This window comes from Rhodococcus sp. CH91, assembly GCF_022554085.1.
Classification (GTDB): Bacteria; Actinomycetota; Actinomycetes; order Mycobacteriales; family Mycobacteriaceae; genus Rhodococcus.
Window position 1 is genome coordinate 216,720 of the sequence record NZ_JAKFYR010000001.1, and the last position, 25,471, is coordinate 242,190.

The following is a 25,471-nucleotide window of genomic DNA, read 5'->3' on the forward strand; positions in this document are numbered from 1 at the left end:
CATGGCTCTGAGCAGCGGCGCCATGATCGCCGACCGTTACCGTCTCCAGCGACTCATCGCGACCGGCGGAATGGGTCAGGTGTGGGAGGGACTCGACACGCGGCTCGACCGCCGCGTCGCGGTGAAGGTCCTCAAGGCCGAACTGTCCGGCGACGAGGACTTCCTCGCGCGCTTCCGGTTCGAGGCGCGTACCACCGCGCAGCTCAACCACCCCGGCATCGCGGGGGTGTTCGACTACGGCGAGACCACCGACGCCGAGGGCCAGTCGATCGCCTATCTGGTGATGGAACTCGTGCACGGTGAGCCGCTCAACGCCGTCCTGCAGCGGCTGGGACGTCTGTCGCTGCCGCATGCGCTGGACATGCTCGAGCAGACCGGTCGCGCCCTGCAGGCCGCGCACAACGCCGGGGTGGTGCACCGCGACGTCAAGCCGGGCAACATCCTCATCACTCCCACGGGTCAGGTGAAGATCACCGACTTCGGTATCGCGAAAGCGGTGGACGCCTCCCCCGTCACGCGTACCGGCATGGTGATGGGTACCGCCCAGTACATCGCTCCCGAGCAGGCCCTCGGCCAGGAGGCGACATCGGCGAGCGACGTGTATTCGCTCGGTGTCGTCGGTTACGAGGTGCTGTCGGGTCGACGCCCGTTCCTCGGCGACAGCGTCGTGACCGTCGCGATGAAGCACGTCCAGGAGACGCCGGCGCCGTTGCCGACGGATCTGCCGCCCGAGGTGCGCGAGCTCATCGAGATCGCGATGTCGAAGGATCCGTCCTACCGCTATTCGAACGGTGGGGAGTTCGCGAACGCCGTCGCGGCGGTGCGGTCGGGGCGACCGGTGCCCCCGCCGGGCAACGTGCCGCCCGTGACCAGCGCGAACCGGGTGCTACCTCCCGGTGTGCCGGGAACCTCGGCACCGACCTCCTCGACCCGCGCCCTGCATCCGACACAGCAGTACGACCAGACCGCGTACTCGTCCGTTCCGCGCGCCGATCGGCCGCCCACCATGGGGGGCCCGCCCGTCGCCGGTCCGCCCACCGCGGGTGTGCCCGCCGACGACGGTGGCAAGCGCTCGCCGAGCCCGACCGCTCTGGCGTGGGCCGCGGGAGCCGCTGTGGTGCTCGCCCTCGTGACCCTGGGAATAGTGCTGCTCGGTGGCGACGACGACGAGGGTCCGAGCACCCCGTCGCCGACCACACAGCTCACCACGACCCGCACGACCACCACGACGACTCGTCCACCGGAGACCACCACCACGACGGTTCGGCCGGTGCCGCCGCCCGTGCAGCCGGAGACCTTCTCCCCGACTCCGACCACGACGGTGCCGCCGACGACCACCGAGCCACCCACGACCGCGCAACCCACCACCACGCAGCCCACCACCACACCACCCGTCACCACCACGACCACGATCACGCCCCCTCCCACCACCACTCAGGACACCGGCGACGGAGGGGGTACCGACGACGGTGCGGAGGGTGATGGGGACGGCGACGAGGTCGATCCCGGGGCCGCAGGTGGAGGGGACGACAATCCATCCGCAACCAGCAACGGTACGAACAATCAAGGAACGTCATGACCACACCCCGCAAGCTCTCCTCCCGCTACGAGCTGGGTGAGATCCTCGGCTTCGGCGGTATGTCCGAGGTGCACCTCGCGCGGGATCTGCGGCTCGGCCGGGATGTGGCCATCAAGGTGTTGCGCGCCGATCTCGCGCGCGACCCCACCTTCTATCTGCGTTTCCGGCGCGAGGCGCAGAACGCCGCTGCGCTCAATCATCCGGCCATCGTGGCCGTCTACGACACCGGTGAAGCCGAAACCGAGGCCGGACCGCTGCCGTACATCGTGATGGAGTACGTCGAGGGCGACACGCTGCGCGACATCGTGCGTGCGGACGGGCCGATGAACCCGAAGCGGGCGATGGAGATCATCGCCGACGTGTGCGCGGCCCTGGACTTCAGCCACCGCAACATGATCGTCCACCGCGACGTGAAGCCGGCCAACATCATGATCAACAAGGCCGGCGCGGTCAAAGTCATGGATTTCGGCATCGCCCGGGCCATCTCGGATGCGGCCAGCCCGATGACGCAGACGGCCGCCGTGATCGGCACCGCGCAGTACCTCTCTCCCGAGCAGGCGCGCGGTGAGCAGGTCGACGCCCGGTCGGATGTCTACTCGGTCGGTTGCGTCCTGTTCGAGATCCTCACCGGCGAGCCGCCGTTCAAAGGTGACTCGCCGGTCGCGGTGGCCTACCAGCACGTGCGGGAGGATCCGCCGCTGCCGTCGTCGGTGAATCCGTCGGTGCCGCCCGAGCTCGACTCCGTGATCCTCAAGGCGATGGCGAAGAATCCCGCCAATCGCTACCAGTCGGCAGCGGAGATGCGCAGCGACCTGATCCGCGTCCTGGGCGGGCAGCGTCCGAGCGCCCCGATGGTGATGACCGACGAGGACCGCACGACGCTGATCGATTCCGTCGACCACACCAACGGCCGGCACAGCCGCGTCGCTGCCGCGGGTGCGTCCGGCGGGTCCGACGACGACGGTGGCGGCGGCTCGGTTCTCAAGAAGGTGCTGCTCGGCCTCGCCGCAGTGGTGGTCGTCGGTATCGTCGGCGTCTTCCTGTGGTCGCTCGGACCCGGTTCGACCGCAGCGCAGGTCGCGGTTCCCGACGTCCGCAATGTCGCCGCCGAGGTTGCGGAGAGCCGGCTGCAGGACGCCGGATTCCGTGTCTCGATCCAGCAGAAGAGCGATCCGGTCGTCGCGAACGGCAATGTCATCAACACCCGGCCGGTGCCCGGAAGTCAGGCCGAGCAGGGGTCGACCGTGACGCTCGAGGTGTCGAGCGGGCCGGAGCAGGTGCAGATTCCCCGGCTCGAGGGCATGACGCAGGACCGTGCGGCCCAGGAACTCGCTGCCGTCGGCCTTCGGCTCGACCCGAATGTCGGCCGGGCGCCGTCCGCCGCGGACGACGAGGATCTCGTCGTCGAGCAGAGCCCCGATGCGGGAGCGAGCGTCGAACGCGACAGCCCGATCACCATCACGCTCGGGTCCGGACCGGAGCTGGTGCGGGTCCCCAATGTCGTGGGCCAGACGGCCGAGGTCGCCGGCGACAACATCGAAGGCGCCGGATTCGAGGTCGTCGTCGAGCAGATCGACTCGAGCGAGAAGGCCGGTACCGTCGTGTCGACGAGTCCGGCCGGTGGCGCCTCCACCGAGCAGGGCTCGACCGTGACCATCCGGGTCTCCAACGGCGACCGCATCGAGATGCCGGTGATCACCAACCGATCCGTCTCGGATGCGCTCGCAGCGCTGCGCGCCGCGGGCTGGACGGGAAGTGGCTCACAGCTCCAGCAGACGCGGGAGGCGACGCTCGACGTCGATCTCGTGGGAACGGTGATCACACAGGCCCAGCCCCCGGGTTCGGAGATCTCGAAGAACCAGCCGATCACGGTCGGAGTGGGTGTGCTCGGTATCCGCTGAGCCCCTCGCAGACGACGAAAGGCGCCGGTCCTCGCGACCGGCGCCTTTCCCGTCGAATCATCCCGCTGCGTCAGGCGGCTCCACCGTCGAGAGCGCGCGCCACCTGCGCTTCGAGGCGGGCGACGAGCGCGTCCTCCGGTGCCCGGCCGCAGGCCGCGAGCCAGTTCGCGAGCATCCGATGTCCGCCCTGGGTGAGCACCGACTCCGGGTGGAACTGCACACCGTGGATCGGCAGTTCGACGTGGCGCAGAGCCATGACGATCCCCGTGTCGGTGTGGCCCGTCGGCTCGAGTTCGGCGGGCATCGTCTCGGGCAGCACGGTCAGCGAGTGGTAGCGGGTCGCGGTGAACGGATCGGGCAGGCCGGCGAGCACACCGGCACCGGTGTGGTGGACCATGCTGGTCTTGCCGTGCAGGAGTTCCGGGGCGCGGTCGACGGTCGCTCCGAACGCGACGCCGATGGACTGGTGGCCGAGGCACACACCGAGCAACGGGGTACTCGTGTCGGCGCAGGCCTTGACGAGGTCGATGCTCACCCCGGCACGCTCGGGAGTGCCCGGTCCGGGGCTGAGCAGGATGCCGTCGTATTCCGCCGCGACGCGGGCGAGAGCACCCGGAGCGGTGAGACGTTCGTCGTCGTTGCGCCAGACGTCCGCTGTCGTTCCGAGCTGGCCCAGATACTGGACCAGGTTGAAGACGAAGCTGTCGTAGTTGTCGACGACCAGGATGCGCATGAGACGAGGGTACTCAGTGGTGCGCGTCGAGTCGTGCACCCGGGCGCAGCTCAGCGGGCGGACGAGCCACCGGTGTAGGCGGGAACGAACAGATCGTCCGAGGCCTGCTGGGTGTATCCGAGGTGGTAGCGGTTCGCGTACTGCTTGTAGATGCGGATGCCGGGTTCCGCGTCGAGGGCCGCCTCGAGGCGAGCAGGATCGCCCAGCGCGGTGACGACATAGGGAGGCGAATAGGTGCGTCCGTGCAACAGCAGGGTGTTGCCGATGCAGCGAGGTGCGGACGTCGCGACGATCCGCTGGTCCTGCATGGCCACCGCCTCGGCGCCTCCGGCCCATACCGCGTTGAGCACGCTCTGCACGTCCTGCTGGTGGACGACGAGGTCGTCGGGTGAGGCGCCGGACGGATACCGTCCGCTCGCGTCCCGGGGCGCGTCGGTCAGGGTCACGGTCACGCCCGGGCCGCGCCTGGCGACGAGCCCGGCCGGATCCTCGAGTGCGGACAGTTCGTCGAGCACCGCCGCGACGTCCTCGTCGGTCGCGGCAGCCCGGTTGCGGAGTTCGGCGACACGCGCGGTGAGATCGTCGCGGGCGGCGGCCGATTCGTCGACCTGCTCCTGCGCGGCCCGGACGAGGTCGGAAAGCCGGGGTGAATCACCGGCCCGCAGTTCGTCGCCCTCGGATACTCCGCGGGTGGCGCCGACGAGCACTCCCGCCACGAGGCAGACGACGAGGGTCGCGACACCCCAGGCGGGTGCGCGCAGTCGTCGTTCCGACACGTCGTACCTCCGATCCTGGCCTTACGTTAGCGTGATCTCTACAGGTAGCCGACCGATCACTCCACTCGCGTGCGACGGGTGGAGTCCGAGAACGAGGACATCATGCCCAAGTCGAAGGTTCGCAAGAAGGACGACTCCGCGCCCCGGACGGTGAGCCGCACACCGGTGAAGATCAAGGCCGCGCCCTCGAGCACGCTGTACGTGGCGGTCATGCTCGGCCTGATGGTCATCGGTCTGCTGTGGCTGGTCGTCTACTACCTCGCTGCCGAGCAGATCTCCTGGATGAACGATCTGGGTGCCTGGAACTTCCTGATCGGCTTCGGCTTCATGGTCGTCGGTCTGATCATGACGATGCGGTGGCGCTGAACTCCACCGCTCCGGGTTACATCGATGTGATTCATCCCCACCTGGGGATAAGGCTGTGCACAACCCCGTGACCGGACCGACGAAGAGGACACCCATGCCCGACGATCTGCCGCTGCGGTGGTCGACACCGCCCGCCGCGGTGGCGGCATTGTCGCTCGCCGGAATCGGGCTCGCCGTCATAGCCGCGGTGGCGGTGCCCGACGCGGCCGGCCGGGTACTGGTGGGGTTCGCGGCGCTGATCGTCCTGACGACCGTCGTGCTCGCGCTGCGACAGCGGCCACGACTCGAGGTGCTTCCGGAAGGCAAGGGGATCGCCGCGACGAGGCTGACGGGCCGTCGCGAATTCCCGCGCGCGGCGTTGCAGCGCGTACGGATCGTCGAGTATCCCCGGTTCGGGCGCCGTGTGCCGATGCTCGAGATCGATGCGCTCGACCCGTCCACCGGCGCGGAGCACCTGATGATCTTCGGCCGATGGGATCTGGGGACCGACCCGAGGAATGTGCACGAAGCTCTCGCGGCTCGCGATCTGGCTCCCGATCAGACGCCCAACTGAGCGCGTAGTCGCAACACGGCGAGCACGATCACGACCAGCGTCACCACCAGAACGGCGACCAGAGCGAACCAGCCCGTGCGGACGATGCGCTCCCGGTCGGTGCCGGCACCGAGGAACTGCGGCGCGTACAGCAGGGCAGCGGTCGCCGCGGCACCGGCGACGAGTCCACCGAGGTGGCCCCACAGCGAGATGCCCGGAATCGTGATGCTGATGATCATGTTGAGGCCGACGATGGTCAGCACCGGTGTCGGACTCCGGCGCAGCCGCAACAGGATGATGGCCTGCGCTCCGAGGAGCCCGAAGACCGCACCCGAGGCGCCCGCAGTGACCGCCTGTGTCTCCATCAGCATGACGGCGGCAGAACCGCCGAAGATCGACACGAGATAGACCGAGAGATAGCGGGCACGGCCGAGAACGAGTTCGGTGTCGCGGCCGATCACCCACAGGGCGAACATGTTGACGGCCAGGTGGACGAGGCCGAAGTGCAGGAAGCCGCTGCCGAGAAGCCGGACGTAGTCGCCGTGCGCGGCGATGACGGGCGGCCACAGCGCCCAGTCGAGGAAGAGCGCCGAACCCTGCTCGTTGTTCATCACGCTGGCCGACTGTGCGGCGGTGATTCCGAAGACGAGCACGTTCAGCGCGATGAGCACGTACGTCACGATCGGCGTGGGCCGGTCCGAACGCACGGGTGCACCGGCGACGGTGCGCGCCTGCGGCGTCGACCGTTCGGCTTCGGCCACGCAGTCGACACAGTGCTGCCCGACGGCTGCGGGACGCAGGCACTCGGGGCACGCGGGGCGCCCGCAGCGGGAGCAGGACAGAAGGGTGGGGCGGTCGGGGTGGCGAACGCACCGCGGCTGGGACTGCGGGCCTCCACCCTCGGCCGCGGAGCCCCAGCCGGGGTTCGTCATGGGAACTCTCTCAGGAAATGGTGATGCTGTTGATCACGACGTCGTCGACCGGACGGTCGCCGCGGTCGGTGGCGGTGGTGGCGATCGCGTCGACGACCTTCTTCGACTCGGGGTCGACGACCTCGCCGAAGATGGTGTGGCGGCGGTTGAGATGCGGGGTCGGGCCGACGGTGATGAAGAACTGCGAACCGTTGGTGCCCGGGCCTGCATTGGCCATCGCGAGCAGGTAGCCGCGGTCGAACTGCAGTTCGGGGTGGAACTCGTCGCCGAACTGGTAGCCCGGGCCGCCGCGACCGGTGCCGGTCGGGTCGCCACCCTGGATCATGAATCCGTCGATGACGCGGTGGAAGATCGCGCCGTCGTAGAACGGGCCGCTGGTCTCGCCCTTGGCGTTCTGGGTCTTGTACTCCTTGGTGCCCTGGGCGAGGCCGACGAAGTTCTCGACCGTCTTGGGAGCGTGGTTGCCGAAGAGTGCGATCGCGATGTCGCCACGGTTGGTGTGGAGCGTGGCCGTTGCTGTCTGATGCGGTGAAGTCACCCCACCATGGTGCCATTGCCCGTTGCCGGGCAGGACACGCCGCGCGCGGGACACACACTCTCCGGTCGCGACCACGGAGGCCGGCCTTGTGCAAGAGTGGACGCCATGAGCAAGCTGATCCATGCCGACACCCACGACCTGCGACTTCCGGCGTTCGTGCAGCGTCACGACGACTCCGACACTCTCGCGGAGGCGCTTCGGGTGGCCGGTGAGGGCGCGGTGGCACTCGCCCAGGGTTCGAGCGCAGCCGGATTGTTCGCGGCCCGCAAGGGTCTGGACGCCGCCGGCGGGATTTTCGCGGCCACGCGTCGCGCGGCGGCCGAACGACGGGCCGGGAAGGCTGCTGCCGCACGGCCGGATCGCACGGGCGGACGGACCGGGCTCGTCGTCGCAGTCGCCCTTGCAACGGTGGCCGCCGGAGGAGTCGTGCTCTACCGCAGGCGCCGGCCGGCCCATCCGCCGATCGCACCCGAACCGCCGCGTGTGCGACCGGTCGACTCGCCGGCGGCCGCCGCCGAGGACGTCTCGAAGACCGCTTCGCCGAAGCCCACCGACACTTCCGGCGACTGACCACCGGATCCGGCAGGCATGCCCTCTACATAACCGAATTTCTTTTCTGCAGAGCGGATTTCGTGATCGACGATCAGGCACGCCGCGAAGTAGAGCACGCCCAGGAAGATGAACAGTACGGGGACGAGGGCCAGGAATTCCATGGCCACCTCCGTTCCGATTCCCGGAGGATCGGCGAGTGACGGGCGGGGGCACGTCGACAGTGACTCTTCGAGGGTAGGCCCATTCCGGGTGCGCGGCAGCCCGCGGGCGCCGGCCCGAGCAGTGACGTCGTTCACATTCCGCCGCTTCACGATCAACTCGGGCAAATCTGTGATGCGTGACACATCCGGGTGCATACTCACCGGTAGGCACGCGACCCGGAGGCAGTCATGGCAGACAGCGCCGATGTCCGAACCCCACAGATCAGCGAGCGGCAGGCCAGGGAGGTGGCCGAACAGGCTCGTGAGTCCGAATGGAACAAACCGTCCTTCGCCAAGGAACTCTTCCTCGGACGTCTCACCCTCGACCTCGTCCATCCGTTCCCGAGACCCACGCCCGACGAGGACTCCCGCACCGAAGAGTTCCTCGCACGACTACGCGCGCTGTGCCGTTCGATGGAGGGCACGCGCATCGAGCGCGACGCGCAGATCCCCGACCAATACGTGCGGATGCTCGCCCAGCTCGGCTGTTTCGGCATGAAGATCCCGGAGGAATACGGCGGACTCGGTCTGTCGCAGGTCGCCTACAACCGGGCTCTGGCGGTTGTCGCGGGGGTGCATCCCAGCCTCGGTGCACTGTTGTCGGCACACCAGTCGATCGGTGTACCGGAACCACTGAAGCTTGCCGGCACGCCCGAACAGAAGCGGCGATTCCTGCCCCGATGCGCCCGCGGCGCGATCTCCGCATTCCTGCTCACCGAGCCCGACGTCGGGTCCGACCCGGCACGACTGGCCTCCACCGCGACTCCGATCGAAGACGGCAACGCCTACGAACTCGAGGGCGTCAAGCTGTGGACGACCAACGGTGTGATCGCCGAACTGCTCGTCGTCATGGCACGAATTCCGAGGAGCGAAGGGCACCGTGGAGGGATCTCCGCCTTCGTCGTGGAAGCGGATTCGCCCGGAATCACCGTCGAGCGACGCAACGTCTTCATGGGATTGCGCGGCATCGAGAACGGCGTGACCCGATTGCACAAGGTCCGGGTGCCGAAGGAGAACCTCGTCGGACGCGAGGGCGACGGCCTGAAGATCGCGCTGACGACACTCAACGCGGGCCGGCTCGCCATCCCTGCGATGTGCGCGGGAGGCGGGAAGTGGGCCCTGAAGATCGCCCGGGAATGGTCGTCGGCCCGTGTGCAGTGGGGAAAGCCCGTCGGCGAACACGAAGCCGTCGCCGCGAAGATCTCCTTCATCGCAGCGACGACCTACGCTCTCGAGTCCGTCGTGGAACTGTCCGGGCAGATGAACGACGAGAAGCGCAACGACATCCGCATCGAAGCCGCCCTGGCGAAGCTGTGGGCGAGCGAAATGGGCTGCCTCATAGCCGACGAACTGGTGCAGATTCGCGGTGGCCGCGGCTACGAGACCGCCGAGTCGCTCGCCGCGCGTGGCGAAAGGGCCGTTCCTGCCGAACAACTCGTCCGCGACCTGCGGATCAACCGGATCTTCGAGGGTTCGAGCGAGATCATGCGCCTGCTCGTCGCCCGTGAAGCGGTGGACACCCACCTGCGTGCCGCCGGAGACCTCGCCGACCCCGATGCGACGGGCGGGGCCAAGGCGCGAGCCGTCGCGGGAGCGAGCGGCTTCTACGCCGGATGGCTTCCCAAGCTCGTGGCCGGAAAAGGCGTCCTGCCGGGGTCGTACAAGGAATTCGGTTCTCTGGCACCGCATCTGAGATACATCGAGCGCAGTTCACGGAAACTCGCGCGCTCGACCTTCTACGGGATGGCCCGCTGGCAGGCCGGACTCGAGAAGCGGGAGAACTTCCTGGGGCGGATCGTCGACATCGGAGCCGAACTGTTCGCCGCGACAGCCGTGTGCGTGCGGGCCGAACGCCAGCGCGTGGACGGACATCCCGGCGCCGATGCCGCTTTCGAGCTGGCGGACGCCTTCTGCCGGCAGTCCCGGCTGCGTGTCGAGGCGTTGTTCGGTGCGCTGTGGACGAACACCGACCGTGAGGACCGGCGCACCTCGGCCGGCGTCCTCGAGGGCAGATACGAGTGGCTCGAGCGCGGTATACCCGATCCGAGCGAAGGCACCGGCCCGTGGATCGCTCCGTGGGAACCGGGACCGTCGTCCGAGGCGAATGTCGCCCGCCGGATCATCGACACCCGCCACTCGGTGTAGCACCCGGACACGGCACCGGCCCGCACCCAAGAGAGGGATGCGGGCCGGTCCGGTCGTGAATCGTCCGGTGTGTCAGAAGCTTCCACAATTGGACGGTGCCGGCTCACCACGCAGTCGCGCGTCGATGTACGCGACGGAGTCGGGCAGACCCGCGATCATGGGAACTGCGTGGTTGACGAGGAATCCCGGAAGGACCGGCGGCGTGGTGTTCGGCAGGAACTGCACGGTCGCGCCCTGATCGCACCAGTTCAGCGCGAGCTCGCGGCCCTGGCCGTAGGGGACGGTGTCGTCCTGTGTGCCGTGCTGGAGCAGGACGGGCACGGCCGGGGTGCGCGTGCCGATGCGCTGTTCCTCGAGGATCTTCTGGACCTCGGGCATCCGGCCGAGCACGACGTCGAGGGGCTCGCCGGTGCGCGTGTAGTCGCTGGTCCGCTGGAAGGCGAAGTTCGCGACGGTCTCCGGGACGCACTGGTTCGCCACCGCCGCGAGCATCTGCCGTCCGCGGTCGCTGACCTCGGCGTCGATGTCGTCGCGCAGCTCCGGATACGCCTCGCTCAGACCGTTGATGGTGTAGCCGATCGCACCGGTGAGAAGTGTGCCGTCGATCTGCTTCAGCGTGGCCACGAGGTCGGCGGGCGGAGCACCGACGTACGCACCGGCGAGGTTCAGTTCGGGTGCGTACTCGGGGGCGAGCTCGACCGCCGCGCCCGAGGCGCCTCCGCCCTGCGAGTAACCGAACAACCCGACCGGGCTGTTCTCCGTGACGGAGGCGTTCTCGAGTTTCAGTGCGGCGCGGACCGAGTCCAAGACGGCATGCGCTTCGGCCGCCCGGTTCACGTAGGTGTGATGCCCCGGGGTACCCAGACCGTCGTAGTCGGTGACGACGAGGGCGATACCCTTCGCCAGCAGGGCATTGATCGACAGCACCTCGTACTCGGTGAAGAAGTCGAGGGGCGGGTTGTAGTGAACGAGCGCACCGAGATTCTTCGACGGGGCGCACTGGTCGCCCTGGCCGTGCGTTCCGATCGCGAGCGCGACGAGAGGACGGTCCCCCGGTCCGTTCCACGGGGTCGACGGCTCGATGTACGTGCCGCTCACCGCGTTGGGTGCGCCCTTCGCGTCGTTGCTGCGATACAGCAGCTTGGTGCCCTGGCCGGGGAACGCCCCGTTCGCTGTGGGCACCCTCAATGCCAGGTCGGACGGCGCCGTCCGGAGGATGTCGCCGGGTTCACCGGCCGGCAGGGGGTCGGGCGGGAGGTAGAAGTCGGTCTCCGCTCCCGCCGTAGCCGCCGTTCCGAGAAAGGTACCGGCGAGAAATGTCGCCGCCACCGTCACGGCCGCCCATCGCCGAGCACGCCCCATCATGTAAACCTCCACCACCTCGGGAAACCGTGTGTCCCTCGTCACTGCGGTACGGACTGTAACACGCACTTACCGACGAGTAAGGTCGGTACTCCCTACCTGTCTGCCACAATCGTCTTCCGCGCCGGATACGGTGCTTTTGTCCGGCACGTTCAGAGCGAGGCAGGTGCTCGGCGGCACGCTCGACGAGCAGCCTCTCGAGGAAGGGAAGACATGGCGATCGGTGTCGGCCTCCGGATCGGGCGAGTCGTCTCCACGGCGGTCATCGCATCCAACGAACCCGGCACTCCCGATCCCGTCGTCCTCGCGCGGGACACCGTGCTGCACGTCGATCACGACGGCACCACATCGCTCGGCGAGGTCACACGCGGAGAAGAGGCACGGACGATCGCAGGCTTCCTCACCCGGGTGGGCGATGCGACGGGCATCACCGCGAGCGACGGCCGCATGTACCGCGCCGAGGATGCCATGGCCACCGCCATCCACTGCCTGCTGACGGAATGCCACCCTCTGCCGACCTTCGGGGGTATGGACAGGGACAGCGACCCCGGCTACGCCGCGACCTATCCTTCGCACTGGGATCCGGTCACCGTGGCGACCCTGCGCGCCGCCCTGGACTACGCGGATCTGCGCCACGTCGATCTCGTCTCCGACGCACAGGCGGCCGCCGCCTGGTACGCCTCCGAAATCTCCGAGACCCCAGGACAGCTCGTGGGCGTCTTCCATCTCGACGACGGCGGTTCGACCGTCACCCTCGTGCGTTCCGGCGTTCCTGCCGGCAAGGCGTATCGCACACCGGCCAAGGGCGCGGCGTCCCCCGCGGCACAACTCGCCACCGCGCTGGGATCGTTCGGCTGGATGCCCAGCAATCTCGAGGCCGTGGTGGTCATGGGCGACGGTCTGGTCGCGCGCGACCGCACCCACATCCAGGAGATCGCCAACAGTCTCGCCACCAAGCTCACCGTGCGCAGTCTCGTCGGTCCGGGCCCGGAACAGACCGCGGCGCTCGGCGCGGCGATCCTCGCCGCCGGATTCACTCCCGCACGTGAATCCACGAAGACCCGGATCGGGCTACCGCCCTCCTACGACCAGACCGACGTGCTCACCGGTGGTCTCGTGCGCCTGCGCGAACTCGAGGAGAGACGCCGCGTTCCCGAGGACGAGGACGACGAAGAACAGCTGCCCGCTCGCTCTCTCATCGCCGCGTCGGCCGATCCGGAGACGCGGGAGGCCGGCAGGACGAGGACCGTCGTCATCCTTGCGGTCGCCGTTCTCGTGCTGCTCGCGGTCGTTTTCGCCGTGTTTCTCTGACCGGTCACTCCGCCCGGGGACGGGCGGCGAGCGGAACCGCAGCGAGCGCGGCGGCATCCTCGTCCCCGAATCGTTCCTCGAGCACGGCCGGCGCGAAATCGAGATCGATCTCCTCCAGCGGACGTCCCCGCGCGGATTCGATGGCGCTGAGACGCCGTTGGGCGCGATCGGTGGCGTAGGCGACGAACTCCGAGTTGTCGAGTCCGTAGGGTTGTTCGTCGAACTGCCCGTCGACCCACTCGATCATCCCGGTCGCGAGGGGTAACAACTCCCCCATCCGCTGCAGCACGACGTCCCAGTTCGCGTCGTCCGCTGCCACATGCCGTCGGCACGTGAAGGTCCCCCAGGCCATGTGCCGGCGCTCGTCGGAACCGATCCGGCGGATGAGTTCCTGCATGCCTGGCAGGATCCCGTGTTTCATGCACACCTTCTGCCACGCGTAGTAGCCGGTCAGCGCGAGGCTGCCCTCGATGACGTGGTTGTAGGTGACGCTCGCGCGGACCTGGTTCGCCGGGGAGGGATCGTGTTCGAGCACCCGGAGGCTGTGCGGGAGTTCCTCGTAGAACAGCTGCCGGTAGTAGGGATTGTCCGCGACGTACGGGTGGAGATCGGAGACCAGTCCCACGGCGTCCATCCACCGGCGGAACACCTGGACGTGCCTTGCCTCCTCGAAGCAGAACTGCGTCAGGTACATCTCGTCACCGAGACGCCCTTCGGACTCCATCGCCCGGAGGAACGGCAGGATGTCCTGTGTGACGGCTTCCTCCCCGGCGACGAACTGTGCCACCAGGTAGGTGGAGCTACGACGCTGTTCGTCGTCGAGGGCGGCCCAGTCGTCCGCATCGCGGGAGAAGTCGATGTCCATCGGATCCCAGAATCCCGCATTGCCCTTGGCGAAGAGACGAAGCGGGAAGGCGTCCCAGTTCAGGCCGCCTTCCCGCAACGACGCGAAGCCCTGACGTGTCTGTGTAATCTCGGTCACACATTCGAGGTTAGACCTCGCGTCCGGATACGTCCGAGGCTTTCGTCAGACCTTCAGCAGCGTGTCGCCGGGGTAGCCCTCGGGGCCGAATCCCGGGGGGATCAGGAAGACCGCCGACCCGATGGGAGTGATCCACGGGGCGAGCGCATCGTGATCCGCGAGACGCTGCTGGACCGGAACGAACTGGCGATCCACGTCCACCTGGTAGGCGGCGAACAACAGACCCGCGCCGTCCTGATCGTCGTAGTTGTAGCCGCGACGCAGGAACTGCTCGTCGCCGGTGCGGGGACGGGCCCTCGCGATGTGCGATTCCGGTGGGATCACCGGGATACCGAACCGGTCGGTGGCCTCGAAGTCGGCATCGTCGTGTTCTTCGGAGCCCGTCAGGGGCGCTCCGTTCGACAGTCTGCGGCCGACGGCGAGTTCCCGTGCCGGGCGGTCGAGTTCGTCCCAGGTGTCGAGCTCCATGCGAATGCGGCGGAGCACCAGCGACGATCCGCCGGCCATCCACTCCGGATCACCCGGATTCCACACCTGCCGGTCGAAGTCCGGGCTCTGCGGGGTGGGGTTGACGGTTCCGTCCACCTGCCCCATGAGATTGCGCATCGTCGACCCGTCGGGCCGAGTCCCCGATGCGTACCGGAATCCGCGCTGGGTCCAGCGGACCGTCGCCAGCGATCGCACGCTCTTCGTGAGGGTACGAACCGCGTGGGAGACGGTTACCGGGTCGTCCGCGCACACCTGCAGTAGCAGGTCGCCCCCGGACCATCGATCTTCGAGACGGTCGACGGAGAAGGCCGGGAGCGGTTTCAGCCACGTGGGACGCCGGTCGGTCAGGCCCGCGGCGTCGAACACCGCAGGACCGTACCCGACGGTGATCGTCAGACGTGCCGGATCGACGGCGAGTTCGGGTTCGGTGTCGCCCAGCGCCGGGACGCCGGTGGTGAGCCGCCGGGAGTCCTCGGCCCAGACCTTCATGATCCCGACGAGACCGTCCCGGTCGACGCCGTCCACGAGATCCAGTGCGACGAACGCGGCGAACGCCTGGGCGGGCGTCTCGATGCCGGCCTGATGGTCGCCGTGGATCGCGACGGTCTGCGAGCCGGTGGGTTCGGGTGCCCGGGCCGCGACCGCGGCACCACCGCCGACCGCACCGAGTCCGGCGGCGCCCAGTGCGGCGACACCGCCGCCGAGCAGAGTACGTCGACTGAAGCTAGCCACCGTGCGCTGCTCCGTCGTCGGACGGCACGTATTCCTCCTGTGCCCCGGCGAAGTCGCGGACCTGCGCGGTGAACTCCTCCGTCGAGCCGTCGGCGAACTCGAGCGTGAAGCTCACCTCGCTTCCGGGGCGCAGCGGCTCGGTGAGGTCCATGAGCATGAGGTGATCGCCGCCGGGTACGAGGCTGTGGGTGGTGTCCGCGGGGATCACGAGCCCGTCGCCCATCTCCTGCATCACCATCGAGGTGCCTTCGGCGGAGACCATCTCGTGCAGTTCCGTGGTGGCGGACGCCGGACTGGATGCGCCCACGACGTGCACCTCGCTGTCGCCGGCGTTCTCGATCCGGGCGAAGGCACCGGTCATCCCCGTGTCCGAGGCCTTGACCCAGGCGTCGGAGACGACGACGACGTCCGCGGAGGTCGTGGTGTCGGTGGTGTCGGTGGAGCCGGATCCGCAGGCAGCGGCGAGCAGCGCCGTCGCGAGGGCCGCGGCGCCGAACAGGGTCTTCTTCATCATTCTCCGTAGATGGCGGTGCCCGGTGGGCACGCGGAAGGAACGGTCGCCGAGGGCGGCGACCGAGTGGGTCGGTCTATCGGAGAACGACGGGAGGTCCGCGGCTGCCGGTGCCGCCGACGAGCCGGGCCCCGGGCCCGACCCGCGGCCGGTAGACCGTGCGGACGGGCTCGGCGACCGCCACCGGCAGCGCGCGGTACTCCTGAGGAACCAGCCGCCGCAGCACTGCGAGCGCTGCACCGCACCCCTTCTCCGCAGCGCGTACGAGAAGTGCCGCCACGACGACGGCGCCGGCGTGGGCGACGAGCATCCCGGGACCGGGGGTGTGCAGGTGGCCGTCGTGGAGGCCGAGGACGAGATGTCCCGCCATCTGGCCCAGCACGAGCAGGAGCGGGACAGGAACCCGGCTCTCCGCCGCCAGGACACCTGCGACGAGGGCGACACCGAGGAGGAGCACCAGGGCGTCCTGATGGGGAACGGCGCCTCCTCCGACAGCGTGCGCCGCGATGCTCAGCGAGGCCGAGATTCCGGACACGAACACCGCGCGCATGCGCATCACGGTCTTCATGTCAGCAGCCATGAGGCAAGAATACTGCGCTCACCTGGAGTTACTACGCGATGTAGTAACCATCACGAAAGATATCGACACGGTGTCGGTAAGATATCGACAGTCCGTCGAGAAGATCGGCGGCACGGATGCACAGCCCCGTCCAACCCCCGAAGGACTTCACATGTTTCTTGCGATGCGCGAACTGTGGTTCGCGCGCACACGTTTCCTGCTGATGGGCGCCGTCGTCGCGCTCATCTCGATCCTCATGGTGATCCTGTCCGGCCTGTCGTCGGGACTCCTCGTCGACGGTGTCTCCGCCCTGCAGCGGACCCCGGTCCAGGCCTTCGCCTTCGCACAGGGAACCAAGACCGACTCGGCATTCTCACGCTCCGTCGTCACCGAGGACCAGGCCGACGCATGGCGCGAGCGCCCGGACGTCGCTCAGGCCGAACTGTTCGGTAACACCATCGTCAACGCCAAGACCGACGGCGGCGTCCCCGTCGATCTCACCCTGTTCGGCATCCGGCCCGGCTCCTTCCTCGAACCGGCCGCCGCGGAGGGAGCGCCGCTCGCCGGCGACACCGACGTCATCCTCAGCGACAGTGCACGCGACAGCGGCGTCGCCATCGGCGACAGCATCGTCATCGACCGCCTCGGCACTCGACTGGACGTCGTCGGTTTCACCGCGGACAAGCACACCTTCGGCCACGTCGACGTCGCCTATCTGCCCCTGAGAACGTGGCAGGAGATCCACGCCGGAGTCCGGCTCGGCGAACCGGTTCCCCCCTCCGCCTACACCGAAGCCAGCGTGGTGGCCGTCCAGGGTGTGGACGGAGCACTGCCCGACCTCGCTGCCGGAGACTCGGCAGCCGGCACGGACTCGAAGACTCTCGAGGAATCCTTCGACTCGTCGCCCGGCTACAGCGCCGAGATGATGACGATGTCGATGATCACCGCCTTCCTCTACGCGATCTCCGCCCTGGTCGTGGGCGCGTTCTTCACGATCTGGACCGTGCAGCGCAGCCGTGAGATCGCTGTCCTGCGCGCGATGGGCGCCTCCACCGGATTCCTGCTGCGCGACGCACTCCTGCAGGCGGTGATCGTGCTCGTCGGCTCCGTCGCCTTCGGCGTGCTCGTGGGTCTCGGACTGGGATCGGGGCTCGAAGGCAGCGGCATGCCGTTCGTCCTCGAATCCGGACCGATCCTGCAGGGCGCCGTCCTGCTCGTCGTCCTCGGCCTGCTCGGCGCCGCCCTTGCGGTGGTCCGCATCGTCCGCGTCGATCCACTCGCTGCTCTGGGAGAGAACCGATGACCGTCACCACCACAACCGGCCTCCAACTGTCCGACGTCTCCCTGTCCTTCGGCGACGGAGACAGCACGGTCCAGGCCCTCGACCACGTCGACCTCGAGGTCGCACCGGGCGAGCTCGTCGCCGTCGTCGGCCCGTCCGGTGCGGGAAAGTCGACGCTGCTCGCCGTCGCCGGTGGCCTGAGCCGCCCGTCGTCCGGCACCGTACGGGTCGACGGCACCGACCTGACGGCCCTCGACCGTCGCGCGACGGCGAAACTGCGCCGCGAACGGATCGGTTTCGTGTTCCAGTCCGGCAACCTCCTTCCCGCTCTCACAGCACGCGACCAGCTGGTGCTGATCGGGAAGATCACCGGCCGGAAGATGCGGAATCCCGACGAACTGCTCGCGTCGGTGGGCATGGATCACCGCGCCGACCGCCGGCCGGGGCAACTCTCCGGAGGTGAGCGTCAGCGCGTCGGCATCGCGCGGGCGCTGATGGCCGGCCCGTCGCTGCTGCTCGTCGACGAGCCCACTGCGGCACTCGACCGCAAACGCAGCCACGAAGTGGTGGAACTGCTGGCGAAGGAAACCCACGCGTCCGGAGTGGCTACGATCATGGTCACCCACGACCACGAAGTGCTGCCGCATTGCGACCGCGTACTCGAGATGATCGACGGGAAACTTCGACCCCACGCCTGACAGGTCGACAGCTCAACGAGGAGGGCCGGCGGTGCCGAAGATTTCCGCAGCGACGGTGGCGCAACATCGTGCCGCGCAGCGCCGCGCCCTCCTCGATGCAGCGCTCGCACTTCTCGCCGAGGCACCCGAACATGCGCCCTCCCTCGGCGACGTCGCGCAGCGGGCAGGCCTCGCCCGCTCGAGCGTCTACAACTACTTCGACTCCCGCGACGATCTGCTGCGCGCCGTCGTCGTCGACATGTTCCCGCGATGGAACGCGCGCGTGGTCGAGGCGATGGAGAAGGTGTCCGATCCGACCGAGCGGGTGCTGACGTACATCGACGTCAATCTGCAGCTGGTCGCCGAAGGCGAACACGCGATCGTCGGCGCGCTGGCGACCTTCACCCCTCAGGCCTTCAGCGACGAGAGCATGCATGCCATGCATCAGGATCTGGTCCTCCCCCTCGTCGACGCGCTGCGGGCGCGAGGAAATGACAACCCCGAACTCGACGCGGAACTCGTCACCGCGCTGGTGCACAAGGGCACCGAGTTGATCGAGGCCGGCCGCAGTTTCGACGAGGTACGCGCGTCGGTGCGCAGAGTGCTCACCACCGCACTGCCCTGATGTTTCACGTGAAACGGCATCTTGGTTCGGGATCGTTCACGACAGCCTCGGGATCGGAAGCTCCCGGAGCGGATCACCGCCGTCGACGAACAGTCGTGCACCCGGATGTGTCGCAGCCGCGATCCGTTCCATCGCGGTCCTGCCCGCTACGGGGTGCCGACCGTCGAGTGCGCCGACCCTGATCGCGAACACGAGGTCGAACGGCTCCTCACCCTCGGCCATCACGAAGTCCTCTACGGCGACACAGCGCGCCCTCAACCTGCCGGACGCCATCAACTCTCCGGACGCGGCAGTCAGCTGGTCGATCGCCTTCCGGGACCGGTCGATCGCGAGGATGTGTCCTGTGGACAACCGGTCGGCGACGGCGCGTGCCGCAGCGCCGGGACCGCAGCCGATCTCCAGTACCCGCGACTGCGGCTGCAAGGGCAGCGCGGCGACGATCTCGGCGAGCCGTGGGGAGAGACGAGACGTCACCCCTCGAGTCTCCCCCGATGCTTCGGAGGCCGAGCAGAAAAGAACGAAGGGCGCTTCCCGGCTACCCGGAAAACGCCCTCCAACTGCATATTGTGTTGTGGAGCCTAGGAGATTCGAACTCCTGACATCTGCCTTGCAAAGGCAGCGCTCTACCAACTGAGCTAAGGCCCCGTCCGCCGAATCAACGGCTGGGAACCGCGTGCCATTCGTCGTCGCTCCGAAGCATCCGGGCGAGTCCGAGAACGATCAGAAAGCCGGTTCCCACGAGTGCGAGAACCCTCATTCCGATCACCCTTCCGGCACGGGGAGTGGGCCTAGGAGGACTTGAACCTCCGACCTCTTCGTTATCAGCGAAGCGCTCTAACCGCCTGAGCTATAGGCCCTCGAACCGAGATGGAACATTACCCCACCGAAGCAGCCAGAAACAAATCGCCTCGGCGGGGCAACATTCGTTCAGGTCAGTCCGGGTCTGCGAGGGTGGCCTGAACACCACCGACGAGATCGGTGCAGAGGTTGTAGATGAACGCGCCGAGAGTCGCGAGCGCGGTGAGAAGCACGGTGTTGGCCACACCGATGATCGTCGCGTATCCGAACACCTGCCCCGCCGAGATGAGCGCACCGCTACCGGCGTCGGAGACGATGTCGGTGAACGCACTGTTGAGGCGTTCCCACACCCCCATGCCCGCCAGGACGCCGTAGAGCAGACCCACCGCGATCATCCACACGAAGAACAGGGACACCGAGATCACCGAGGAGACCTTCAGCATCGACCACGGGTCGATACGGCGGATCTGCACGGTAGCCCGCAACGGTCCGGTGGGGGCGATCACCGTAGGAGCGGCGGTGACGGGTGCAGCCACCTGCGGGGTCTCCCCCGTGGTCGGCGCAGAGGGTGACGGATGCTTCACCGCGGACAGATCCGGCAGGTCCTTGGCGAGATCCTTGCGCTCGATGTGCCGGGTCGGTCCGTCGATCACTGCGGACTTCGCCTTCGCGGCAGCCGCGCGTTCGGCTGCCGCCCGCGCACCGGCTCCGGCCCCCGGCGCTGCCGTGCCGGTCACGACAGGGCGAGTCGACGGGTTCGTTCCCCCGGTCGAGCCTCCCTTGCCCGCCGCGGAGGCACCGCCGGGGCGCTGAGCAGCAGCAGCGGCGCCCGGCTTGGAGAGGCCCGGGCCTACACCGGGAACGTTCGTCTGCGGGGCGTTCTGCGGCATACCGGACTGCTGCCCTCCGGCCGTGCCGCGCTGCCACGGAGGGGTCTGGCCACCGGCACGAGGCATCTGGCCGGACTGTCCGGCATCGGCGGAGGGCTTCTCCGCCGGCGCCGTCCGGCCGCTGTTGCCGTCCGCCGCGGGTCCGGCCCCGGACGCGCCGGGCTTCCCGGAGTCACCCTGGGCCGGTTTCGCCGGGGCAGCCTTCGACGTCGGCTCGGCGACCGGCCGATCCTGCGCAGGTTGCCCGGCCGAACTCGGAGAGGTCGCCGGCTTCGCCGCAGGTTCTCCACCGCGCTGGTCCTGCGGCGCCCCCGCCACAGGACCGGACTGCCCCTGCGGCTGCGACACCTGTGCCTGCGCCGACGAGGTCTGGGGCGACGGGTTCTGCGTCGACGGGTTCTGGGGTGCCGGCTGCTGTTGCGATCCCGTCCCCTGCGGCTGTCCCGAACTCTCGGGCTTCACCTCGTGCTCTGTGCGGTCCTCCGGCTTCCGACCGGGTTGCCCACGATCGGCCCCGTTCGGTCCCTGGGGAGTGCTCACTTACGACTCCTTAGCTCCGGCTGCGTCGGCCTCGTCCGGTTCGTCGGCGTTGCGCGCGATCGCGAGCAATGTATCTCCCTCGGCCAGGTTCATCAGACGCACGCCCTTCGTCTGACGGCCCGCCCTGCGCACCTGCTTCGCCGCGGTGCGGATGACACCACCGCTCGAGGTGATGGCGTACAGCTCGTCGTCGTCCTCGACGATGCGCGCGCCGACAAGATTGCCACGCTTACGGTCGTACTGGATGGTCAGAACACCCTTACCACCGCGGCCCTGGACGGGATAGTCCTCCATGGGCGTCCGCTTGGCGTAACCACCCGACGTCGCGACCAGCAGGTAGGTGCCCTCCTTGACCACGTTGAGGGAGAGCAGTGAATCCTCGCCGTTGAACCGCATGCCCTGCACACCGGACGTCGCGCGGCCCATCGGACGCAGCGCCTCGTCGGTCGCGGAGAAGCGGATCGACTGTCCCTGCTGCGACACGAGCAGCAGGTCGTCCTCGGCGGAGCACAGCACCGCACCGACGAGCTCGTCGTCGCCCCGCAGGTTGATCGCGACGATGCCGCCCGACCGGTTGGAGTCGAAGTCCGACAGGCGCGACTTCTTGACCAGGCCGTTGCGGGTCGCGAGCACCAGATACGGTGCGTCCTCGTAGCTCTTGAGGCGGATGACACCCTGGATGCGCTCGTCCGGCTGGAAGGCGAGCAGGTTCGCGACGTGCTGACCGCGTGCCGCACGGTTCGCCTCGGGCAGCTCGTACGCCTTCGCCCGGTAGACGCGGCCCTTCGTGGTGAAGAACAGCAGCCAGTCGTGCGTGGACGTCACGAAGAAGTGCTTGACGATGTCGTCCTGCTTGAGCTCGGCACCCTTGACGCCCTTGCCGCCGCGCTTCTGCGAGCGGTACAGGTCGGTGCGGGTGCGCTTCGCGTAGCCGGTCTCGGTGATGGTGACGACGACGTCCTCGCGCGCGATGAGGTCTTCGTCGTTGACGTCGCCGTCGGCCGCGACGATCCGCGTCCGGCGTTCGTCGCCGTACTTGTCGACGATCTCCTTCAGCTCGTCGCGGACGATGGCGCGCTGCCGCTCGGGCCTGGCCAGGATGTCCTTGTAGTCCTCGATCTCGCGCTCGATCTCGGCGAGATCGTCGACGATCTTCTGACGCTCGAGAGCGGCGAGGCGACGCAGCTGCATCGCCAGGATCGCGTCGGCCTGGATGTCGTCGACCGTCAGCAGCTCGATCAGGCCGGCCCGCGCGATGTCGACCGTCTGCGACGCGCGGATGAGGGCGATGACCTCGTCGAGCGCATCGAGAGCCTTGACGAGGCCGCGCAGGATATGGGCGCGTTCCTCCGCCTTGCGCAGCAGGTACCGCGTGCGCCGGACGATGACCTCGATCTGGTGGGTGACGTACAACCGGATCATCTGGTCGAGGCGCAGCGTGCGCGGCACCCCGTCGACGATCGACAGCATGTTGCAACCGAAGCTGGTCTGCAGCTGCGTGTGCTTGTAGAGGTTGTTGAGAACGACCTTCGCCACCGCATCGCGGCGCACGGTGACGACGATGCGCATGCCCACTCGGTCGGACGACTCGTCGTGGATGTCGGAGATGCCCGCGATCTTCCCGTCGCGCACCTGTTCGGCGATCGACGTGATGAGGTTGTCCGGGTTGACCATGTACGGCAGCTCGGTGATGACGATGCTGGCGCGGCCCTTGGAGTCCTCTTCGATCTCCACGACACCACGCATCTTCACCGAACCGCGACCGGTCGTGTACGCGTCGTGGATGCCCTGCGTACCGGTGATCAATCCCGACGTCGGGAAGTCCGGTCCCTTGATCCGCTCCATCACGGCGGCGAGGGTGGTCTCTTCGTCGGCCTCGAAATTCTCGAGCGCCCAGTAGATGGCCTCGGCCACCTCACGCAGATTGTGGGGCGGGATGTTGGTGGCCATACCGACCGCGATGCCGCCCGAACCGTTGATCAACAGGTTGGGGATACGACTGGGGAGAACCGTCGGTTCCTGCGTGCGGCCGTCGTAGTTGGGCTGGAAATCGACCGTCTCGTGGTCGATCTCCCGCAGCATCTCCATCGCGAGCGGCGTGAGCCGGCACTCGGTGTACCGCATGGCGGCAGCGCCGTCGTTGCCGCGGGAACCGAAGTTGCCCTGGCCGTCGACGAGCGGGTAGCGCATGGACCACGGCTGAGCCAGGCGCACCAGCGTGTCGTAGATCGAGGCGTCACCGTGCGGGTGATAGTTGCCCATGGTCTCGGCGACCGCGCGCGCCGACTTCACGTACCCGCGATCGGGACGGAAGCCGTTGTCGAACATCGCGTAGAGCACGCGACGGTGCACCGGTTTGAGACCGTCACGCACGTCCGGCAGGGCGCGGCCGACGATCACGCTCATCGCGTAATCGATGTAGCTGCTCTGCATCTCCTGTTGGATGTCGACGGGCTCGATGCGGTCGTGCCCCGGCCCCTCCGGAGGCAACGTGGTGTCGGTCATGAGCTCCTTCTTCTACTCGGCTCGCACGCCCGGATCCGGCCTTCGGCCCGACGGACGTCTCGCAACCACACGAGTCTATAGGTGCAGGTCAGCTGGTGCCGAGAAGGACAGGCACTTCACAGGCCGAGTTCTCCCCCGAACGGACCGTTCACATCTGCGATCCGGCCACCCTGTCGCGTTCCACCTGCCGTTCCACCTCCGACGCCCACTGTTCGAGCCGGGCGTCGCGAACGGCGTCCTCCGGATCCGGTGCGAGCAGCAGTGCGGTGATCGGTACGGCCAGCACGATGATGCCGAGAACGAAGGCCGGGAACAGCATCGACATCACGGTCATGCCCTCCGGCGCCTGCACGCTCGGATCGAGCTCGACGCGCACGCCGGCCATGCCCGTGTAGTGCAGCGCCACGACGGCCCACCCCATGACGAAGGCCGCGGCAACCCGGATCCCTATCCGGCGGGTACGCCGGGCGAGTGCGAGCGCGACCGTGGAGGCCACGACACCGATGATCACCGAAGCGATGACGTACCCGATCTCGTGCTCGATCGTGCCCTGGATACGGATGGCGTACATCCCGCTGTAGTGCATCATGCTCACAGCAGCGCCCATCAGCAGACCACCGACGAGCAGCCGCACCCATTCGGGCACACTGCGGGTACTGACGGCGTGAACGTCGACGATCCTCAATCCCAGCAGGGTCGCGAGGACGGCGAGGACCACGGAGAAGACGGTCGGGGCCAGGCTGTACCGGATGGTCGTGCCCGGCACCGCAAAACCCATCATGCCGATGAAGTGCATGAGCCAGATGCCCACACCGCCGATCGAGAGCGAGGCCATCAGCAACCACCAGTTGCCGCTACGCCGAGGCTCGTCGAGCGACCTACGGACACAGGACAATCCGACGAAGGATCCCATGACCGCGGTGGTGTAGGACAGGAAGAAGACCCACAACCCCATCGAGAAGTGGTGTACGTCGTGTGACACGTGATGCCCTCACAGCGGCGCGCTGTCACCTCCGCGCTCGGAGGGCGCGCGCCACGACCTACCCGATGCGAGCTGCACCCCGACTGTCAAGCAGCGTAAGACACCTTATCGCATTTGGGCAGGATCACATCACTTCAGCGATCCTCCTGCCGCCCTTCGTGGTACAGCACGATCCTCGGGCTCCCCCGAAAGATCCCGGCCAAGCCAACCTGCCATCTCCCGCTCCTGCGCGAGATCCCCGTCGCTCGATGCTGCCATCAGGGCCACCACCGGTACGGCGAGCAACACGACACCGATGATGAAGCCGGGGAACAACAGGGTCATGATGGTCATGCCCTCCGGGTTGGGAGCAGCCGGATCGACGGTCACGGCGACTCCCGCCATCCCCGTGTAGTGCAGCGCGACGACCGCGCAGCCCATGACCGCGGCCGCGGGGATCCGCACAGCCGGTCGCTCCGCCACGCGGGACAACCACAGTGCCGCAACGGAGGCCACCACACCGATCGTCACCGAGGCGACGACGTACGTCCGCCCCTGCTCGAGATCTCCCTGGATACGTACCGCTGCCATCCCGCTGTAATGCATACCTGCGACGGCGAATCCCATGGTCACGCCGCCGACGAGGAGTCGGACGGACGACGGCGCCGCATGTAACCACGACACGTCGGCATCGAGGATCCAGAGCCCGAACAGGGTTGCCCCGACGGCGAGGACCACCGACAGCATCGTCAATCCGAGGTCGTATCTGATGGTGGAGCCGGGTACGTCGAAGCCCATCATTCCGATGAAGTGCATCAACCAGATTCCGACGCCGCCGATCGACAGCGCGGCCATGAGAGTCCATCGGGTACGGGCGACCGGGGTCCACGCGTTCACGGCCTTGCGGGCGCAGGACAGACCGGCATAGGAGCCGATCACCGAGGTGAGATAAGCAAGGGCGAAAACCCATGCCCCCATAGAGAAATGGTGAAG

General features: G+C 67.9%; 24 protein-coding genes and 2 tRNA genes. 10 read left to right on the forward strand and 16 right to left on the reverse strand.

Annotated features, from left to right (window positions below; all coding sequences use genetic code 11):
* Position 1 precedes the first annotated feature (1 nt).
* Positions 2-1,579, forward strand: coding sequence for a serine/threonine-protein kinase (locus MOM01_RS00990; RefSeq protein ID WP_241383524.1), 1,578 nt, complete (start codon positions 2-4; stop codon positions 1,577-1,579).
* The gene (gene pknB / locus MOM01_RS00995; RefSeq protein ID WP_241383525.1) at positions 1,576-3,480 is read left to right on the forward strand and encodes a Stk1 family PASTA domain-containing Ser/Thr kinase; all 1,905 of its coding nucleotides are present in this window, start codon (positions 1,576-1,578) and stop codon (positions 3,478-3,480) included. Before MOM01_RS00990 ends, pknB begins: the two co-directional genes overlap by 4 nt.
* A 70-nt stretch (positions 3,481-3,550) precedes the next feature.
* On the opposite strand, the gene MOM01_RS01000 is transcribed toward pknB, so the two are convergent.
* Positions 3,551-4,213 carry an aminodeoxychorismate/anthranilate synthase component II gene (locus MOM01_RS01000; protein WP_241383526.1) on the reverse strand — a complete coding sequence of 221 codons (663 nt, stop codon included), beginning with the start codon at positions 4,211-4,213 and terminating at the stop codon, positions 3,551-3,553.
* A 50-nt stretch (positions 4,214-4,263) separates the two neighbouring features.
* Positions 4,264-4,989 (reverse strand): DUF881 domain-containing protein, encoded by a 726-nt coding sequence (locus MOM01_RS01005; protein WP_241383527.1) that lies wholly within the window; start codon positions 4,987-4,989, stop codon positions 4,264-4,266.
* A gap of 102 nt (positions 4,990-5,091) precedes the next feature.
* On the opposite strand from MOM01_RS01005, the gene crgA reads away from it, so the two are divergent.
* A complete protein-coding gene (gene crgA / locus MOM01_RS01010; protein ID WP_241384023.1) occupies positions 5,092-5,355 on the forward strand; it encodes a cell division protein CrgA in 264 nt (87 codons plus the stop codon).
* 94 nt (positions 5,356-5,449) lie between these two features.
* Positions 5,450-5,908 carry a PH domain-containing protein gene (locus tag MOM01_RS01015; protein WP_241383528.1) on the forward strand — a complete coding sequence of 153 codons (459 nt, stop codon included), beginning with the start codon at positions 5,450-5,452 and terminating at the stop codon, positions 5,906-5,908.
* On the opposite strand, the gene MOM01_RS01020 is transcribed toward MOM01_RS01015, so the two are convergent.
* Entirely contained in the window at positions 5,893-6,819 is a 927-nt protein-coding gene (locus MOM01_RS01020; RefSeq protein ID WP_241383529.1) for a rhomboid family intramembrane serine protease, read from the reverse strand. The two genes, MOM01_RS01015 and MOM01_RS01020, sit on opposite strands and share 16 nt — an antisense overlap.
* Positions 6,820-6,829: 10 nt before the next feature.
* A complete protein-coding gene (locus MOM01_RS01025) occupies positions 6,830-7,357 on the reverse strand; it encodes a peptidylprolyl isomerase (RefSeq protein WP_241383530.1) in 528 nt (175 codons plus the stop codon).
* Between the two features lie 105 nt (positions 7,358-7,462).
* Here MOM01_RS01025 and MOM01_RS01030 point away from each other — a divergent pair, with 105 nt between their 5' ends.
* Entirely contained in the window at positions 7,463-7,927 is a 465-nt protein-coding gene (locus MOM01_RS01030) for a hypothetical protein (protein WP_241383531.1), read from the forward strand.
* Positions 7,928-8,298: 371 nt separating this feature from the next.
* Complete coding sequence (locus MOM01_RS01035; protein ID WP_241383532.1) at positions 8,299-10,254, forward strand: acyl-CoA dehydrogenase family protein; 1,956 nt, start codon at positions 8,299-8,301, stop codon at positions 10,252-10,254.
* A 72-nt stretch (positions 10,255-10,326) separates the two neighbouring features.
* Here the strand turns inward: MOM01_RS01035 and MOM01_RS01040 are convergent, their stop codons facing one another.
* A complete protein-coding gene (locus MOM01_RS01040) occupies positions 10,327-11,619 on the reverse strand; it encodes a lipase family protein (RefSeq protein ID WP_241383533.1) in 1,293 nt (430 codons plus the stop codon).
* Between the two features lie 210 nt (positions 11,620-11,829).
* Here MOM01_RS01040 and MOM01_RS01045 point away from each other — a divergent pair, with 210 nt between their 5' ends.
* Complete coding sequence (locus MOM01_RS01045) at positions 11,830-12,927, forward strand: hypothetical protein (RefSeq protein ID WP_241383534.1); 1,098 nt, start codon at positions 11,830-11,832, stop codon at positions 12,925-12,927.
* Between the two features lie 4 nt (positions 12,928-12,931).
* Here MOM01_RS01045 and MOM01_RS01050 read toward each other — a convergent pair whose 3' ends face one another.
* From MOM01_RS01050 to MOM01_RS01065, 4 genes are all read right to left on the reverse strand, one after another.
* Complete coding sequence (locus MOM01_RS01050; protein WP_241383535.1) at positions 12,932-13,909, reverse strand: R2-like ligand-binding oxidase; 978 nt, start codon at positions 13,907-13,909, stop codon at positions 12,932-12,934.
* Positions 13,910-13,954: 45 nt separating this feature from the next.
* On the reverse strand, positions 13,955-15,130 hold the full coding sequence (locus MOM01_RS01055; RefSeq protein ID WP_241383536.1) for a Dyp-type peroxidase: 1,176 nt from the start codon (positions 15,128-15,130) through the stop codon (positions 13,955-13,957).
* Entirely contained in the window at positions 15,123-15,641 is a 519-nt protein-coding gene (locus tag MOM01_RS01060) for a copper chaperone PCu(A)C (protein ID WP_241384024.1), read from the reverse strand. Before MOM01_RS01060 ends, MOM01_RS01055 begins: the two co-directional genes overlap by 8 nt.
* Positions 15,642-15,717: 76 nt before the next feature.
* The gene (locus MOM01_RS01065; protein ID WP_241383537.1) at positions 15,718-16,221 is read right to left on the reverse strand and encodes a hypothetical protein; all 504 of its coding nucleotides are present in this window, start codon (positions 16,219-16,221) and stop codon (positions 15,718-15,720) included.
* Positions 16,222-16,372: 151 nt separating this feature from the next.
* On the opposite strand from MOM01_RS01065, the gene MOM01_RS01070 reads away from it, so the two are divergent.
* The 3 genes from MOM01_RS01070 to MOM01_RS01080 are packed head-to-tail and all read left to right on the forward strand — an operon-like array spanning position 16,373 to position 18,784.
* The gene (locus MOM01_RS01070; RefSeq protein WP_241383538.1) at positions 16,373-17,503 is read left to right on the forward strand and encodes an ABC transporter permease; all 1,131 of its coding nucleotides are present in this window, start codon (positions 16,373-16,375) and stop codon (positions 17,501-17,503) included.
* Positions 17,500-18,180, forward strand: a complete 681-nt coding sequence (locus tag MOM01_RS01075) for an ABC transporter ATP-binding protein (RefSeq protein WP_241383539.1) — start codon at positions 17,500-17,502, stop codon at positions 18,178-18,180. The genes MOM01_RS01070 and MOM01_RS01075 overlap by 4 nt, the downstream gene beginning before the upstream one ends.
* A 31-nt stretch (positions 18,181-18,211) precedes the next feature.
* Positions 18,212-18,784 carry a TetR/AcrR family transcriptional regulator gene (locus MOM01_RS01080; protein WP_374112240.1) on the forward strand — a complete coding sequence of 191 codons (573 nt, stop codon included), beginning with the start codon at positions 18,212-18,214 and terminating at the stop codon, positions 18,782-18,784.
* 36 nt (positions 18,785-18,820) lie between these two features.
* Here MOM01_RS01080 and MOM01_RS01085 read toward each other — a convergent pair whose 3' ends face one another.
* The 7 genes from MOM01_RS01085 to MOM01_RS01115 form a co-directional block, all read right to left on the reverse strand.
* Positions 18,821-19,258 (reverse strand): SAM-dependent methyltransferase, encoded by a 438-nt coding sequence (locus MOM01_RS01085; protein WP_241383540.1) that lies wholly within the window; start codon positions 19,256-19,258, stop codon positions 18,821-18,823.
* A gap of 98 nt (positions 19,259-19,356) precedes the next feature.
* Positions 19,357-19,429 (reverse strand) — tRNA-Ala (locus MOM01_RS01090).
* Between the two features lie 138 nt (positions 19,430-19,567).
* Positions 19,568-19,641: transfer RNA gene (locus tag MOM01_RS01095), tRNA-Ile, on the reverse strand.
* A 75-nt stretch (positions 19,642-19,716) separates the two neighbouring features.
* Positions 19,717-21,012 carry a DUF3566 domain-containing protein gene (locus MOM01_RS01100; RefSeq protein WP_241383541.1) on the reverse strand — a complete coding sequence of 432 codons (1,296 nt, stop codon included), beginning with the start codon at positions 21,010-21,012 and terminating at the stop codon, positions 19,717-19,719.
* Positions 21,013-23,517 carry a DNA gyrase subunit A gene (gene gyrA, locus MOM01_RS01105; RefSeq protein ID WP_241383542.1) on the reverse strand — a complete coding sequence of 835 codons (2,505 nt, stop codon included), beginning with the start codon at positions 23,515-23,517 and terminating at the stop codon, positions 21,013-21,015.
* Between the two features lie 148 nt (positions 23,518-23,665).
* Entirely contained in the window at positions 23,666-24,499 is an 834-nt protein-coding gene (locus MOM01_RS01110) for an MHYT domain-containing protein (RefSeq protein WP_241383543.1), read from the reverse strand.
* Positions 24,500-24,628: 129 nt separating this feature from the next.
* The gene (locus tag MOM01_RS01115; RefSeq protein ID WP_374112241.1) at positions 24,629-25,456 is read right to left on the reverse strand and encodes an MHYT domain-containing protein; all 828 of its coding nucleotides are present in this window, start codon (positions 25,454-25,456) and stop codon (positions 24,629-24,631) included.
* Positions 25,457-25,471: the final 15 nt, after the last annotated feature.